This window comes from Ectobacillus funiculus, from assembly GCF_004138295.1.
Taxonomy (GTDB): domain Bacteria; phylum Bacillota; class Bacilli; order Bacillales; family Bacillaceae_G; genus Ectobacillus; species Ectobacillus funiculus.
On record NZ_SCFM01000007.1, the window covers coordinates 233,576 to 247,631 of the forward strand.

The 14,056-nt window shown below is 41.3% G+C and carries 20 protein-coding genes; 5 read left to right on the forward strand and 15 right to left on the reverse strand.

Annotated elements, in window-relative coordinates; genetic code table 11:
- Positions 1-29: 29 nt before the first annotated feature.
- Complete coding sequence (locus tag EP737_RS07455) at positions 30-596, reverse strand: helix-hairpin-helix domain-containing protein (protein WP_129727330.1); 567 nt, start codon at positions 594-596, stop codon at positions 30-32.
- A 96-nt stretch (positions 597-692) separates the two neighbouring features.
- Between EP737_RS07455 and comER the strand changes: the two genes are divergently transcribed.
- Positions 693-1,517 carry a late competence protein ComER gene (gene comER, locus EP737_RS07460; protein ID WP_129727331.1) on the forward strand — a complete coding sequence of 275 codons (825 nt, stop codon included), beginning with the start codon at positions 693-695 and terminating at the stop codon, positions 1,515-1,517.
- Positions 1,518-1,651: 134 nt separating this feature from the next.
- Here the strand turns inward: comER and EP737_RS07465 are convergent, their stop codons facing one another.
- The 8 genes from EP737_RS07465 to EP737_RS07500 form a co-directional block, all read right to left on the reverse strand.
- Entirely contained in the window at positions 1,652-2,404 is a 753-nt protein-coding gene (locus EP737_RS07465) for a class I SAM-dependent DNA methyltransferase (protein ID WP_129727332.1), read from the reverse strand.
- Positions 2,401-2,757: a ribosome silencing factor gene (gene rsfS, locus EP737_RS07470; RefSeq protein WP_129727333.1), complete on the reverse strand. Its 357-nt coding sequence runs from the start codon at positions 2,755-2,757 to the stop codon at positions 2,401-2,403. The genes EP737_RS07465 and rsfS overlap by 4 nt, the downstream gene beginning before the upstream one ends.
- Positions 2,754-3,323 (reverse strand): bis(5'-nucleosyl)-tetraphosphatase (symmetrical) YqeK, encoded by a 570-nt coding sequence (yqeK, locus tag EP737_RS07475; protein ID WP_129727334.1) that lies wholly within the window; start codon positions 3,321-3,323, stop codon positions 2,754-2,756. Before yqeK ends, rsfS begins: the two co-directional genes overlap by 4 nt.
- A complete protein-coding gene (locus EP737_RS07480; protein ID WP_129727335.1) occupies positions 3,277-3,882 on the reverse strand; it encodes a nicotinate-nucleotide adenylyltransferase in 606 nt (201 codons plus the stop codon). Before EP737_RS07480 ends, yqeK begins: the two co-directional genes overlap by 47 nt.
- Positions 3,879-4,169 (reverse strand): ribosome assembly RNA-binding protein YhbY, encoded by a 291-nt coding sequence (yhbY, locus tag EP737_RS07485; protein ID WP_129727336.1) that lies wholly within the window; start codon positions 4,167-4,169, stop codon positions 3,879-3,881. Before yhbY ends, EP737_RS07480 begins: the two co-directional genes overlap by 4 nt.
- 4 nt (positions 4,170-4,173) lie before the next feature.
- Positions 4,174-5,007 (reverse strand): shikimate dehydrogenase, encoded by an 834-nt coding sequence (aroE, locus tag EP737_RS07490; protein WP_129727337.1) that lies wholly within the window; start codon positions 5,005-5,007, stop codon positions 4,174-4,176.
- A gap of 63 nt (positions 5,008-5,070) precedes the next feature.
- Positions 5,071-6,177 carry a ribosome biogenesis GTPase YqeH gene (gene yqeH / locus EP737_RS07495; RefSeq protein ID WP_129727338.1) on the reverse strand — a complete coding sequence of 369 codons (1,107 nt, stop codon included), beginning with the start codon at positions 6,175-6,177 and terminating at the stop codon, positions 5,071-5,073.
- Between the two features lie 3 nt (positions 6,178-6,180).
- Positions 6,181-6,696, reverse strand: a complete 516-nt coding sequence (locus EP737_RS07500) for a YqeG family HAD IIIA-type phosphatase (RefSeq protein WP_129727339.1) — start codon at positions 6,694-6,696, stop codon at positions 6,181-6,183.
- Positions 6,697-6,958: 262 nt separating this feature from the next.
- On the opposite strand from EP737_RS07500, the gene sda reads away from it, so the two are divergent.
- Positions 6,959-7,105, forward strand: coding sequence for a sporulation histidine kinase inhibitor Sda (gene sda / locus EP737_RS07505; RefSeq protein WP_129727340.1), 147 nt, complete (start codon positions 6,959-6,961; stop codon positions 7,103-7,105).
- Between the two features lie 200 nt (positions 7,106-7,305).
- On the opposite strand, the gene EP737_RS07510 is transcribed toward sda, so the two are convergent.
- Positions 7,306-8,091: a phosphatidylserine decarboxylase gene (locus EP737_RS07510; protein ID WP_129727341.1), complete on the reverse strand. Its 786-nt coding sequence runs from the start codon at positions 8,089-8,091 to the stop codon at positions 7,306-7,308.
- Between the two features lie 105 nt (positions 8,092-8,196).
- On the opposite strand from EP737_RS07510, the gene pssA reads away from it, so the two are divergent.
- Positions 8,197-8,736, forward strand: coding sequence for a CDP-diacylglycerol--serine O-phosphatidyltransferase (gene pssA, locus EP737_RS07515; RefSeq protein WP_129727342.1), 540 nt, complete (start codon positions 8,197-8,199; stop codon positions 8,734-8,736).
- A gap of 161 nt (positions 8,737-8,897) precedes the next feature.
- On the opposite strand, the gene sigK is transcribed toward pssA, so the two are convergent.
- The 5 genes from sigK to EP737_RS07535 form a co-directional block, all read right to left on the reverse strand.
- A complete protein-coding gene (gene sigK, locus EP737_RS07520) occupies positions 8,898-9,611 on the reverse strand; it encodes an RNA polymerase sporulation sigma factor SigK (protein WP_129727343.1) in 714 nt (237 codons plus the stop codon).
- Between the two features lie 304 nt (positions 9,612-9,915).
- Positions 9,916-10,326 (reverse strand): disulfide oxidoreductase, encoded by a 411-nt coding sequence (locus EP737_RS07525; protein ID WP_129727344.1) that lies wholly within the window; start codon positions 10,324-10,326, stop codon positions 9,916-9,918.
- A 2-nt stretch (positions 10,327-10,328) separates the two neighbouring features.
- The gene (locus EP737_RS07530; RefSeq protein WP_129727345.1) at positions 10,329-11,021 is read right to left on the reverse strand and encodes a DsbA family protein; all 693 of its coding nucleotides are present in this window, start codon (positions 11,019-11,021) and stop codon (positions 10,329-10,331) included.
- 616 nt (positions 11,022-11,637) lie between these two features.
- Positions 11,638-11,784 carry a P-loop NTPase family protein gene (locus EP737_RS25475; protein WP_205650896.1) on the reverse strand — a complete coding sequence of 49 codons (147 nt, stop codon included), beginning with the start codon at positions 11,782-11,784 and terminating at the stop codon, positions 11,638-11,640.
- A gap of 120 nt (positions 11,785-11,904) precedes the next feature.
- Positions 11,905-12,939, reverse strand: a complete 1,035-nt coding sequence (locus tag EP737_RS07535; RefSeq protein ID WP_129727346.1) for a DUF3231 family protein — start codon at positions 12,937-12,939, stop codon at positions 11,905-11,907.
- 419 nt (positions 12,940-13,358) lie between these two features.
- Between EP737_RS07535 and EP737_RS25480 the strand changes: the two genes are divergently transcribed.
- Entirely contained in the window at positions 13,359-13,511 is a 153-nt protein-coding gene (locus tag EP737_RS25480) for a hypothetical protein (RefSeq protein ID WP_165350721.1), read from the forward strand.
- Positions 13,489-13,821, forward strand: coding sequence for a hypothetical protein (locus EP737_RS07540; RefSeq protein WP_205650892.1), 333 nt, complete (start codon positions 13,489-13,491; stop codon positions 13,819-13,821). The genes EP737_RS25480 and EP737_RS07540 overlap by 23 nt, the downstream gene beginning before the upstream one ends.
- Positions 13,822-14,056: the final 235 nt, after the last annotated feature.

Sequence of the window (14,056 nt, forward strand, 5' to 3'; positions counted from 1 at the left end):
TACAGAGAGCATCTTAAGGCGTCAATCATTCACGGAACGATAATCTCGTCCTTCAGCTTCTCCAGCGATTTCTCACCAATCCCCTCCACTTCTAGCAAATCCTCAAATTTCTGAAATGAACCGTGCTCCTCACGATAGCGCAGAATGCTTTCTGCTTTTTTTGGTCCAATTCCTGGAATTTTCTCCAGCTCCTCCTTTGTCGCAATATTAATGGCCACCTTTCCTCCCTCGCTAGAAGGAGGAAAAAGCGGCTGCTCCCCTTTTTTTGGCACAACAATCATCATTTGGTCGTGCACTAGTTGTGATAAATTGATGCTTCCTGTTTCCGCATCCGGCAGCAGGCCGCCTGCTCTTTCAATTGCCTCCTTTACGCGCGAACCATTTGGCAGTTCATATACGCCTGCATTTTTTACCGCTCCTTTAATATCAGCAATAACGAAAGATGTCTCCGGCTCCGCTGCTTCTGTTTGTTGCTCCTGCTTTGAAACAATTGGAAGGGGATCCTTTTGTTTCCCCCGATCCGTTTGCCAATAAAACAAAAACAAAAGCAGAAGGATAACGGCAGCAAGTACACCCCATTTTGTATATCGTTCCATTTTTTCGTGCTCCTTTTCCGTTATTCGAAACTCATAAATCGTGAAAACAACTCATATTGTTTAGGAGAAAGCTATTGCAAAGGAGGGGATGGAGCAATGAACATAGGAATGATTGGGACCGGAAATATGGGGCGCATTCTCATTGACGCATTCATTGAAGCACGTATGGTCAAGCCTTCGTGTTTTACGATTATTAACCGAACACAAGCAAAAGCATTTCTCATAAAAGAAAAATATCCGACCATTAGAGTAGGGGAAACGGTAGAGGATGTAATTGAACAATCCGATATCATTTTCATTTGTGCAAGACCTCTTGAAATATATCCCATTTTAAAGGAGGCGGCTTCTTCCTTTACAAAGGATAAATGTCTTGTCTCCATTACAAGTCCCATTAGTACAGAGCAATTAGAATCCCTTGTCGACTGTCACGTGGCTCGCGTCATTCCAAGCATTACAAACCGGGCATTATCCGGCGTTTCACTTTGTACGTTCGGAGAACGATGCTCAAAGAAATGGAAGGATACCATCATCACCCTGTTCTCAGGTATCTCTGCTCCCACAATCATTGACGAGGATATTACACGCGTAGCCTCAGACATTGTCAGCTGCGGTCCAGCCTTTTTTAGCTATTTATTACAGAGGTTTGTCGATGCGGCAGTACAGGAAACAAACATTACGCAAGAGAAGGCAACTCTATTAGCTAGCGGGATGTTAATTGGGATGGGGAAGCTGCTCGAAAAGGAAATTTTCACACTCCCGACATTACAAAAGAAGGTTTGTGTTAAGGGCGGTATTACTGGAGAGGGAATTAAAGTGCTGGAGGAGGAACTAGGAGAAGTATTTGAGCATGTGTTTCAGCGCACCCATACGAAGTTCAAAGAGGATATAGAAATGGTAAGTGAGCAATTTGAGGACTGCTAATTATATGTACGACAAACCTGTCGCATTTCCTTCTACAAAATTTAAAAAAGACGAAAAATTTAATTCAAAGGGTCGACTGCATTCTCGTTACTGATGCACCGACCCTTTTTACTAACCATGAAATGTGCCTATTGCTACGCACGTTTTTTTTGCGCTGTAAAGAAGACGCGCTCAGTTGTATCAGTAACCGATCCTTTAACTTCAAAGTCTCCCGTGATGCCTATCAGCTGAAATCCAGCTTCCTCCAGCCAATGCTGCAGCTGCTCTAGCTCGTATGTACGCTGCATATGAAACTCCTCAAAACGCCGATAGATATCCCCATCATCCTTTACGAAAAAGGTAAGCTCGTGCTCCACACTGTTTGGTTTTTCACCCTCAAAACAATGCCAAATAAGTGCGACATCCTCTTCATTAATGGTATACGTTTCATTTAGAAAAATATGGTGCATTTTATAGAGAGAATGAACATCAAATAAAAACAAACCATTTTCCTTTACATGACGGTATACGCGAGAGAACGTTTCTTTCACGTCCTCTTCTTCTGTTATATAATTTAAGGAGTCACAAAAGATCGTCACAATGTCAAACGTCTGCGGAAGCTCCAGTTCTCTCATATCCTGCTGATAGAGCGAAAGGCTTACTTCTGCTGCAGCCAGCTTTTGCTGTGCGATTGTGAGCATATCATCCGATAAATCCACACCCGTTACTTGATAGCCAGCCTTGGCAAGCGGCAATGCAATATTGCCCGTGCCGCAAGCAAGATCCAACAAGGAAGTACCGGATACTCCTGCTTCTCTCCGCCTCGCGTCGACAAATGCAACCCACTTGTCATAAGGCATATCGCTCATCAGTTCGTCGTACAGCAGAGCAAATTGTCCATAGCTCATTGACTCAACGCTTCCGTTATATCCTCGCGCGGAACATCGCCCCAAAGTCTTTCTAAATTGTAATAGCTTCGTTCTTCCTTATGAAACACGTGTGCGATGACATCACCTAAATCAACAAGAATCCACTTTGCTTCATCAAATCCTTCAATACGCTTTACATGAAATCCATGTTCATGCGCTTTTTCCTTCATTTCGCGAGCAATTGCTTGTACTTGCTTGTCAGAGTTACCATGGCAGATTAAGAAATAATCCGCAACCGGCGAGACGCCTTGCATATTTAAAACAATAATGTCCTCTGCTTTTTTATCATCAGCTGCTCTAGCTGTTACTGTCAATAGTTGTTGTTCATTCATTCAACTTGTTCCTCCTTGAGCAATGCATTATACGTGTAGAACGTGAGCGGATAAATCGTTTGGTCTTTCTTCATTAGAAACCCAATCGTATTCTTTACCGCCTGCAGGAGTGCCGCCCGCAAATTTGTGCGAGCCAACACTCTCACGTCCTCAACCCCGGAAAATTTCCGGCCTGGCTCGATATAATCAGCCACGTAAATAATAGTATCTAGCAGCGTCATATTCTCGTGTCCGCTTGTATGATACGTAATAGCCTGTAAAATTTCATAGTCAGTTATGCCGACTTCTTTTTCCACCAGATAGGCACCGACAGGAGCATGCCATAATTCCTTATTATGCTCCAATAAATCTTGCGGCATATTCTGTTCCTTGATAATTTGTTCCATTTCCGCAATCGGCCTGCACTTTGCGTAATCATGAAAAATGGCAGCCAATTCCGCCTTTTTCACATCAGCCCCATATATTTCGGCAAGCTCAATGGCCGTTTCCATTACACCGATTGTATGAATGTAGCGCTTTTCATGCATTTGCTTGCGGACGATTTCCAACGCTTGCTGCCGCTCCATATACCCCATTCCTCTCAATATAATCCTGAACCTTTTCCGGAAGCAAATAACGAGTTGTTCTCCCCTTCATAAATCGTTCGCGGATTAACGAAGAGGACACGGAAAATTCCGGTATTTCCAGTGTAACTATATCATATGGAGACGACAATGTGTATCCAGGGCGCGTCACTCCGACGAAGGTGGCGAGCGCAAGCAGCCCTTCAACCCGATACCATTTCGGCAAATATTCCACCATATCGCCGCCAATGATAAAGTAAAAGCTAGTATCTGGATGTGCTTCCTTAAGCTCTAGCATTGTATCGTATGTGTAAGAAGGTCCTTGACGCTCTAATTCGACAAGACAAAGGGAGAAATACGGCTCCCCTTCAATCGCAAGCTTCAGCATCTCAACCCGATCATGTGTGCTTGTCACATGCTTCTCCAGCTTATGCGGCGGGGAAGCATTCGGCATAAACCACACTTCATCCAACCGCAAAGCATCGTACACCTCGTTAGCTATCAACAAATGCCCATTATGCGGCGGATCGAACGTACCGCCAATTATACCAATTCTCTTCATGGCAGAACGATTTGTTTATGATCCTGCGATTCTTTATATAACACAATCGTACTTCCAATTACCTGCACCAGTTCCGCTCCCGCGCCGCTAGACAATTCCTCCGCAACCTCGTGACGATCTTCCTCGCAGTTTTGCAACACACTTACCTTAATTAACTCTCGTGTTTCAATTGCCTCTTGAATATGCTTAATCAAATGCTCGTTCACGCCGCCTTTACCGACTTGGAAAATCGGTGTGAGATGGTGCGCCTGCGAGCGCAAATACCGTTTTTGTTTTCCTGTTAACATAAATTTATCCTCCAAGCTTTGTTATGACAATTTGTTTCATCCGCTCTACATCCGGCCATTGACTTGTCCACATTTCAAACGCCATCGCGCCTTGATATACAAACATATCAATGCCGTTTTGAATCACTGCTCCATGCTGCTGCGCAGCTTGAAGCAACGCTGTTTGGCGTGGATTATAGATAATATCTGAAACGATCGCGCCTTCTTTTAGCTGTTGCAGCTGTAAAGGAGTATCCTGTACATGCGGATACATCCCGAGAGTTGTCGTTTGAATAATAATATCATATTCATGATGACGTTCTTGCGCCTGCTGCATTGTAAGCGCCTCGGCTTGTATGCTGTAGCGGCACGACCCGATGAGCTCTGCAGCTTTTTCAAGCGTCCGATTCGCAATATCAACAGCTGCAACGCCCATTGATGCAAGCGTGAAAAAAATGGCACGGCTTGCTCCTCCCGCTCCGATAATTAAAATACGCTTTTGATGGAGCGGCTCCTTACTTATAGACTGCAACGAACGAACATACCCTATTCCGTCCGTATTATAGCCTATTAGCTTTCCATCGCGATTCACAACCGTGTTCACCGCACCAATTTGCCGCGCTAACTCATCAATTTCATCTAAATATTGCATAATATTCACTTTATGAGGAGTTGTCACATTGAAACCTGACAGCCCAATGGCTTTAAAGCCCTTCACTGCATCCCCAAGCTTTTCCTCCTCAATCGCAAACGCATGATAATGCGCATCAATTCCTAAAGCAGCAAATGCATCATTGTGCATATGCGGTGATAAAGAATGCCCAATTGGATTGCCAATTACACCGTATAGCTGTTTCATATTCTTCTCTCCATTTGCCTATTTGTATTTTTTGCAAGAAGATCATCAGAATTCTAACAGGTATTAAATCAAAGACCTCCGCAGTGAAGCACCCACACCTTTTGGCACATGTACAACAACCTTCGCGCCCGGTTCATTTACTGTCACCCAGCCTAATCCAGAGAATACAATATCCGTTTTTCTTTCATGAATTGTAAATTCATGCTTTACAAGCTCCGGAAACTCCTTCAATTCTTCTCCTGATGGAGGTGTTAGCAGTTCTCCAAGATGATTTTCATATAGATCGTTCGCTTTTTCCAGCTTCGTACGATGGATTTTTAGATGATTGGACATATAACAAACGAAAGAACGTCTGCCGCCGCTCACATAATCCAGACGCGCTAATCCGCCAAAAAAGAGCGTTTGCTGCTCATTCAATTGAAACACCATCGCCTTTACTTCCTTCGTTGGTGTAATCACCTTTAAGCTTTTCTTATCTACAAAATGGGCCATTTGATGATGGTTAATAATTCCCGGTGTATCATACATGGAGGATTCATCATCTAGCGGAATATCAATTAAATCGAGCGTTGTTCCTGGAAAATGCGATGTTGTAATCACGTTCTCTGTTTCATCACTAAACTGCTTGATCATACGGTTAATGAACGTTGATTTCCCAACATTCGTGCAGCCGACAACATAGACATCTCTTCCCTCGCGATAATGCTCAATTGCACCCGCCAATTCCTCAATACCGTTTCCCTTCGCGGCGCTAATTAAAAATACATCCTCAGGCTTGAGTCCAAGCTGCTTAGCACTATACTTCATCCAATGAATTACTTTTTCCGCCTTCACAGATTTCGGGATGAGATCCGCTTTGTTTCCAACAAGCAGCACTTTATTGCCCCCCACAAAACGATGCAAACCCGGCAGCCAGCTTCCGTTAAAATCAAAAATATCTACAATCTTTACAACAAGCGCATCCGTCTGACCAATACCATTCAAAATGCGAAGAAAATCATCATCTGTTAAGGATACATCTTGAATGTCGTTATAATGCTTTAGACGAAAACAACGCTGACATATAAGCGGCTCCTTCTCTAAAGCCGATGGCGGCGCATAGCCGATCCCTTGTTTATCCTCCGTTTGAACTAAAACGCCGCACCCGATACATTTCATTGCTTCTGTCAATCGTTATTCCTCCCATTGAATTAAACCTTTTTGTCTTAAATTCCGCATAATCTGCCGCTCAACCTTCCGATTAAACCGCGTCACGAAGCCATCTGTCTGCGCCACAGGCACAACAAGAATCGTATATAAACCGAGACGGTTGCCTCCAAGTACATCTGTAAGCAGCTGATCCCCGATTACAACAACATCCGACGCCTGAAGCTCCATCGTAGCTAATGCCTGTTTAAAGGCGCGGTTCATTGGCTTACGAGCGCTATGAATAAATGGAATGAGCAACGGGTCAGCGAAATCTTTTACTCGTTGTTCATTATTATTAGATACAACCGTAACCTTAATGCCGTTCTCCTTCATACTTTCGAGCCATCGTTCCAACTCTGGCGTAGCATTCGGTCTATCCCATTCGATAAGCGTATTATCAAGATCCGTAATGATGCCCTTTATACCGCGTTCTTTCAATGAATAGGGCGAAATTTCATATACATTCTTCACATATTCGCTCGGCAAAAATAATTTAAGCATACTTTCATCTCTTTCAAAGGAATTTTATGTAAAAATTTTTCGACAGCATTTTTCGCAAATCTCTCTGTGGATAAATATATACACAGTTTCCACTCAAACGCTTTCTTTCAATTCTAACATTACACACAATTTTTGCACAGATTGCCCACACCAAGGTGTGGATAACCGAGGCGTTGTGACACTGGAATATTTTTGATACAGTATACTCAACAAAACGATACAGACAGCTTCTCTATCATTTCTTAGGAGGTGGCATGGAACTATGGAAAAATTATCAGATGAATTGCTTGCTGAATCTTATTATAAAGCAAAAGAGCTGAAATTAAATCCTGAGTTCATCCTGCTGATTAAACAAGAAATTATTCGCCGTTCCTTAGAGGACAAGCTTGATCAAAAGCGTTCATCATAGATAAAGAAAACTCGTCGAATGGTCTCTCGGCTAGAAATTTATACTTTCTTAAAGTGTAAGAAAAGCGGACAAGGCCCACCATTGCTCCCGTAGTAACGCAACTGGCAAACGCCTAAAAAACTTTCTACTCTCATAAAGAAAACCGAAAAAGAGCCATCTAAAAAGAAGGCTCTTCTCTTTCTAACACAAAATCGGCATCTTTACAACCTTTTCTGCACTGCCAGCCGTTGTCCTACCCGGATTTGCTGTCCCCGTTGCAAAGCTGGATTCACTTCCACCATGTTGCGTTCGAATAAAAGGACAACGGTTGAGCCAAATGTGAAGTAAGCCATTTCTTCTCCTTTTTGCAAAGCATCATTTCTATGCAGTAATTCGATGCTGTTCACGAACATCGCACCAACCTTGACGATAGCAACTTGCTTCCCTTCACTCGCAACCTCTGTGACTACCCGATAATTTTTTGAGAGCGGCTCCCTTCCGTACGCAAGGCCAAGCCTGTTAACCGGATAGGATTTTCTCCCCAGCTCAAACCTCCTTAGCACAACGCCGCTAATCGGACTATGAATCCGGTGATAGTGACTCGGGCTTAAATATAGTACGATATATGTACCGCCTCGATATACAGAAGCCGCTGCCTCGCTGCCCAGCATGTCGCTAAGGGAATAACGCTTGCCTTTTACAACAAAGTCAGTTGATTCTTCAATTGGACCATAAGCCTCGAACACTCCATCAACCGGACTGCTAATCACCGACGGATCGGGATCAACAGGACGCACGCTCTCCTTTAGCTTTCTTGTAAACAGCTCATGCAGCGTGCGGTAGTCCTTTAATTCTTTTTCCATCTCACCATGTTGTATTTGGAATACTCTTGCATATGATGGTATTATCATGGCGCTTAGGCGGGACTGTGCAAACTTGCGTAGCAAATAGGATGTGATTCGCCCGTTTGTTAATTCAATCAAAAATCGATACAATGTACGCCGCAAATATGAAACCTCCCAAAATTTGTCTTTACGAATACGTGTTTCTTCTTTACAATATTGCTATTATATTCTAAAATCTATTCTCAATCTATAAGGAGTGAACAGCCTTTGTTTTTTCTAGAAAATCTAGATGCTACACTTAAGAAGCTCAAATCCCAGACCGCCAATATCTTCACTTTGCTTAACTTATCATTAGGAAGCGCTTCCATATTATTTACCGTCCGAAACGAACTGAATCTTGCTCTTATTTTTATTTTTTTGGCTGCTTTGTCAGATCGTTTTGATGGAATGATCGCTCGTAAATTAGGCATTGAATCAGAGCTTGGTAAGCAGCTCGATTCGCTGTGTGACCTCGTTTCCTTCGGTGTGGCCCCCGCCCTCTTGCTATATCAAGGAGCACTGCACGAATATAGTGCACCAGCTGTATTTTTCACTACATTATACATAGCATCCGGCGCCTTTCGCCTCGCGCGCTTTAATGTATCCGAATCAAATGGCTATTTTCAAGGAGTTCCGATTACTGTAGCTGGCTGTCTCGTGACGCTCGGCTATTTCCTGATTGGCTTTGTACCAGGCTGGGCTCTCCTATCTTTGCTGCTGCTTCTTTCCTTTTTAATGGTGAGCAGCTTTACAGTTAAAAAGGTATAAGGATTGGCGATCCCTGCCCTTGAGCGAAGACAGCGGCGTAGTTACGCTTATATTATTTTCCTGAAATTTCCTTCTGTATCGAATTGTCTTCCGGCTAGAAATTTATCTTTTCTGAAAGAGTAAAAAAGGCGCCCCCAACAAGCTCTGGGGAGCGCCTCTTTTTACTCTTTCGCCTTCTTTTCCTTCTCTGCCCTTACAAACTCATGAAACATCTTCATAAGCGCACGCTTTTCAATCCGTGATACATAGCTTCTTGAAATACCAAGTGCCTTGGCAATTTCCCGCTGCGTCTTCTCCTTCTCCATCCCAAGACCGAATCGGTTGACGACAACCTCTTTCTCACGCTCATCCAGCACATCAATATACTCCCTAATTTTCTCAAGCTCCATACTAAGCTGAATCGTATCAATTACATCCTCAGACTCTGATTTCAAAATATCAATTAAAGAAATTTCATTTCCTTCTTTGTCCTGGCCAATTGGATCATGAAGAGATACATCCTTCTTTGTTTTCTTTAACGCACGCAGGTGCATCAGAATCTCATTTTCAATACACCGTGCCGCATACGTTGCCAGCTTCGTTCCTTTTCCTTGTGAAAAGCTTTCGATCGCTTTAATTAAACCAATCGTTCCAATCGAGATCAAATCTTCTGCATCTTCCCCAGTGTTTTCAAACTTCTTGACAATATGCGCCACCAGCCGAAGATTATGTTCTATTAGCAAATTCCGGGCATTTGCATCACCTTGCTCCATCAATTCCAAGTATCTTCTTTCGTCATCAGGCGAGAGCGGTTGCGGAAACGCATTGTTCTTGACATAGGAAACGAACAGCAAAAGTTCTTTCAGCATATAAGCAATCGCTGCTAATAACCCCATCCCTTCACCTCCGCGAAAATAGTGTTCGTTATTATATGTATGCGGGGATAAGGGTGTTTTTGTTTGTACTAGGGGGATTTTAAGGAACTTGGTTATACATTCGTCCATTCATCCTACCAAGCACTGAAAAGGCATACAGGTCGCCCTGCATGCCTTTTCAGTGTAGGATTCTTCAAATGATAATAACATCTCCTGACAGGTCACGATACTTGCATTCTCCAGGAAATAAGCTTGTCCATTGATCACTAACTCCAAGCGGACATAGACATCTCCAAGATGTTTTCAACTCCTGATTTTTTTCCTTTTATGCCTCATTAGACTGCTTTCGGAGCATTAGCATAGTGATTGTAATGATAGTAAATGCACAAAATGCTAAAAATGGTATCGTAATAAATCCCAACCAATTTATATAATGCCCTGAACAAGGAACACCACTTGTACATATCTCGATTTTTTGAAGAAAAGGGATCTTTTGTAATCCATAATGATAACCGGATACAAGCATTCCAGTGATAGAAAGCGGAAGAACATACTTATAGATAGTTCGCTCTTTATTATAAAAAGCAATTCCAATAAAAACAGTCAATGGGTACATTAAAATCCGTTGATACCAACAGAGGGTGCAAGGAATAAAGTGCATAACCTCGCTAAAAAATAAACTCCCTAATGTAGCCACGATAGCTGTCAGCCAGGCTACGATGAATAATGGATTCATTGTTATTTCTTCTCCTTCGCCGCATCCTCTACCATCTGGTTGAACTCATCCCATGTATTCCCTTCAAATTTCTTTCCATTGATAAATAAAGTTGGTGTCCCATCCACTTTAAGATTTTTGACATGCAACAAATCCTGTTCTAAAGCGGATTTTGCTTTTTTCTGCTGAAATGCCTCCATAACCTTATTTGTATCATCATCATTAGCGACTTCTTTCAATGTGTCTTTGAGAAAAGATTCTGTATATAAGTCTATTGCTTCATATTTAGAATCCTCCGGCTGTTTGCTGTATAATTGGTCATGAAACTTCCAAAAGGTCTCGTTGCCAAGTTCCTGATAAACAGTTTCAGCAAATAGAGCAGAACGATTAGAGTCTGTATTGATAAACGGATCATTCATAAAATAGAAGGTCGCGATTCCAGTTTCAACATACTTTTCCTTAATTTGCGGGAAATTTGTAGCATTAAAATTCTTACAAACTGGACACTTATAATCTCCAAATTCAACAATTTTTACTGGAGCAGCCGCATCCCCTATATAAGGCTGGTTTTTATAGTTAATCACCGCCTCCGTCTTAGAGAAGTTCCCTATAAGCAGCAAGCCTAACACACATAGACTAAAAACCCCTACAATCCAAAAAAACCACTTAGGAGAAGCTTGTTTAGATGCAATCTTCGATTTTTTCTCTGCTTTCAACTATTCCCACTCCATTCTCGTAGATTTTATATAAAGAAAACTCACCGATTGGCGAGCCCTGCCCTTGAGCGAAGACAGAGGTGTAGTTGCACTTACACTTTGTTCCTAAAATTTCCGGCTACGTCGAATGATCCCCCAGCTAGAAATTTACACTTAAAGTGCAAGATAACTACCAGTGATAATTGAAGGGAAAAGATTCATTTTCCCTTGCTTTCTTCCTATTTGCACTACATAAGGTAGTGCGAAAGGTTAAAAGCTTCAGTCTAAATATTGCTTAGTTATTAGGTTACGTATGTATTTACCAAAAATACAGCTAAAAACAGTGCCCCCTATCAGTGTTAGATGACTGCTTTTAACTATTTTGATAGGTTACTAAGTCCGACGAACTCCCTCATTTATACATAGCATGTCTAACCCTAAACACTACAAATTGTAGTGTTTAATGAGGAATAAGTCAAATATTAAATACTCAATTTGTAATGGATGTTAAAAAGTTACTTTTCTCACTTGCTCCAAATGCAGCCATGGCAAGGAACACAAATCCCCTGCCATAGCTCTGCTACGACTTTACAAGCGGTAGTTTCGCTTCTTGCCCTGATAAATTTTTTAATGTTAGCTACTGCTGTTCAATGACATATATAAAATCTGCCACACGCTCAATAAACATTCGATCATGTGATACGAGAAGGACTGTATCTTCATATGCCTTTAAAAAGCGTTCTAACGCTTCAATACAAAAAACATCTAAAAAGCAGCCCGCCAAATACACTAAGGAGAATTGCAATACGGGATGCCTTACTCTTCTTGTTGAACCATTCCCATTTTTTTATAATTTTGTTTCAGAACACAAAATATGAGTTCATGTAAGAACATGGGAAAGGAATTAGCCGGATGCTAACTTTTCTCTATCAGCCGCTGCTGGTGGTTGTTCCAGCCACCCTTTCTCGATCATGAGTTCGGATGCATCCTTAACAAATCCTGAAATTTTCAGGAACGATTTACTATAAAGCAGCCCTATGTCCTGCCTGCCGTTTACAGCCACTGAATTTCCGAACGCTCTTATTTTCATTGAAAACATATCCATCTTATGAAATAACATGAGTTTATCTGAAAAGGGAGCAAATGTAGATGTCGTAACTAAATGATCAATAAAAGATGGCGAAGGTAAATGTTCATCATGTAGCTTTTGCATATAGTGTTCAACACTTAGAGCTGTGAGCTCTCTACCTTTCTCAAACAGTTCCCGAACCTTTTCATCCTTTGCTACTTGGGCAAATGCCATAATGAGTGCTTTACTTGTTACATTATTTTCAATATTATCATACAAATGGGCAATTTCTAATGCGTGTAGAGGTCTTACATGTCCAAGGAAGCCATTTAAAAAATTTTGATGCGCAAATTCCACTTGATCTGGTATGGGAATAAAAGGCGGTTTTATGATGAATCCTTTATTCATTAATATAGCCTTGATTTGTTCCATTAGAGCCATAGTAGCATCCATACAATACAAATAAAATTCTCTTATATCCTTCCTATAAACCAACGGTACTGCTACGTTATAGATACTCATTCCTGCTTTCGCGGCATATTTCAAATAATGAACATAGAATTCATCTTCGAATAATCTAGGAGCACCAAGATTTACGTCTTTTTCTGTAAAACCGTGAGGAATGGGGAAGTTTTCCTTTATGAAGATTTCTTTGGTTGTTTTCATGAATTCATTGGATAATTTTAATGAATTTTCCAATAAACGCTTAATATCAGCGTCCTCAACATGTTGAAGATAGTAGCTTAAAATACATTTTGACATACTGTTTCCCATATAGGTCGCCCAAAGCTTTCCCATTTCTGCTGATGTTAGCTTTTCTTTAGGACTTGATCTATCTAAACTTATGTCAGCTGGTTTAATCGTTTCCATAATCAAATCTCCTCTTAATCAAATCTCCTCTTAGTGTTTTCTTCTAATCAAAATATATTCTGAACTTACATGGTTGAATTATTATCAGAACTCAATAATTCTACTAACTGAAGAAATCCCTCCATACTTTGGCTGGAGGGATTTCTGTAATAATTCATAATGTAGGAATTATTACATGTTAAGCATTCATCTTTCAGTTATTCACTATGTAAAACAGGACATATGTTACAACTAGGACAACCAAGACTTGTATTTCAACATACTCTTTAAAAACACTCGCTACTGGGTCTGGAAGATATGGCGATTGCCCTGCAGACATTCCCAATCGTTTAGTGAAAGAATATTCCCTTGCCAAAACTCTTTTTATATCCGCTTTGTTTTATCAAAATAGGGAATGCTATAAAGCGGAGGTGCGGATAATGAACAATACAGAAAAGGTAGAAAAACTTCTTCGTGACTATGGTTATCCCGAAAAAGCTATTCCGCGGTTAATAAGGGAAATAGGGCCAATGAGCTATGAAAAGGTAGCGAAGCTCATCATGCCTTATCATGATATCACCGCTGGCAAATAAATCTGTCTCGAAAGCAGCGCTGCTTGAAAAGGAGGCGAAAATGGAAGAGTTCAACGAAAAAAAGCATAGTTTTAATATGGAAGACAGCACCGGTCGTTTAATTGTAAAAGGGGAAATTATCGGCGAATCAGAACTTGAATTTTATGATGATTTGAAGCTAAAAGCCGTTATCGCTCTCATAAATTCCGTCGATCAGCAAAACTTCGAGGCGGCGGGGAAAATGGACGTTTTCAATGACTATATGAGAGAAATTGAAGAAACACTTAGTGAAGTAAAGAAACATAGCCGTTTTCAGGGAGACATCATATAAAGATTCCGGTCTAGAAGCGGCTCTAAGCTGCCTTGAGCAGTGACAGTATTTTCTTCCAAAGGCGCTTTAGCATCATAGAAATGGTTGCCCTGAAAAAATAAATTTATTTTTAGGGCTATTTGTGTTTGAATCAATTTCGTAAAGAAAACTCGCTGATGTGGCGAGTTTTCTTTACGTGAAAAGGGCCTCTATCCATGAATCTTTCCATCTCCCCATTCTTTGTATAGGATCTTCA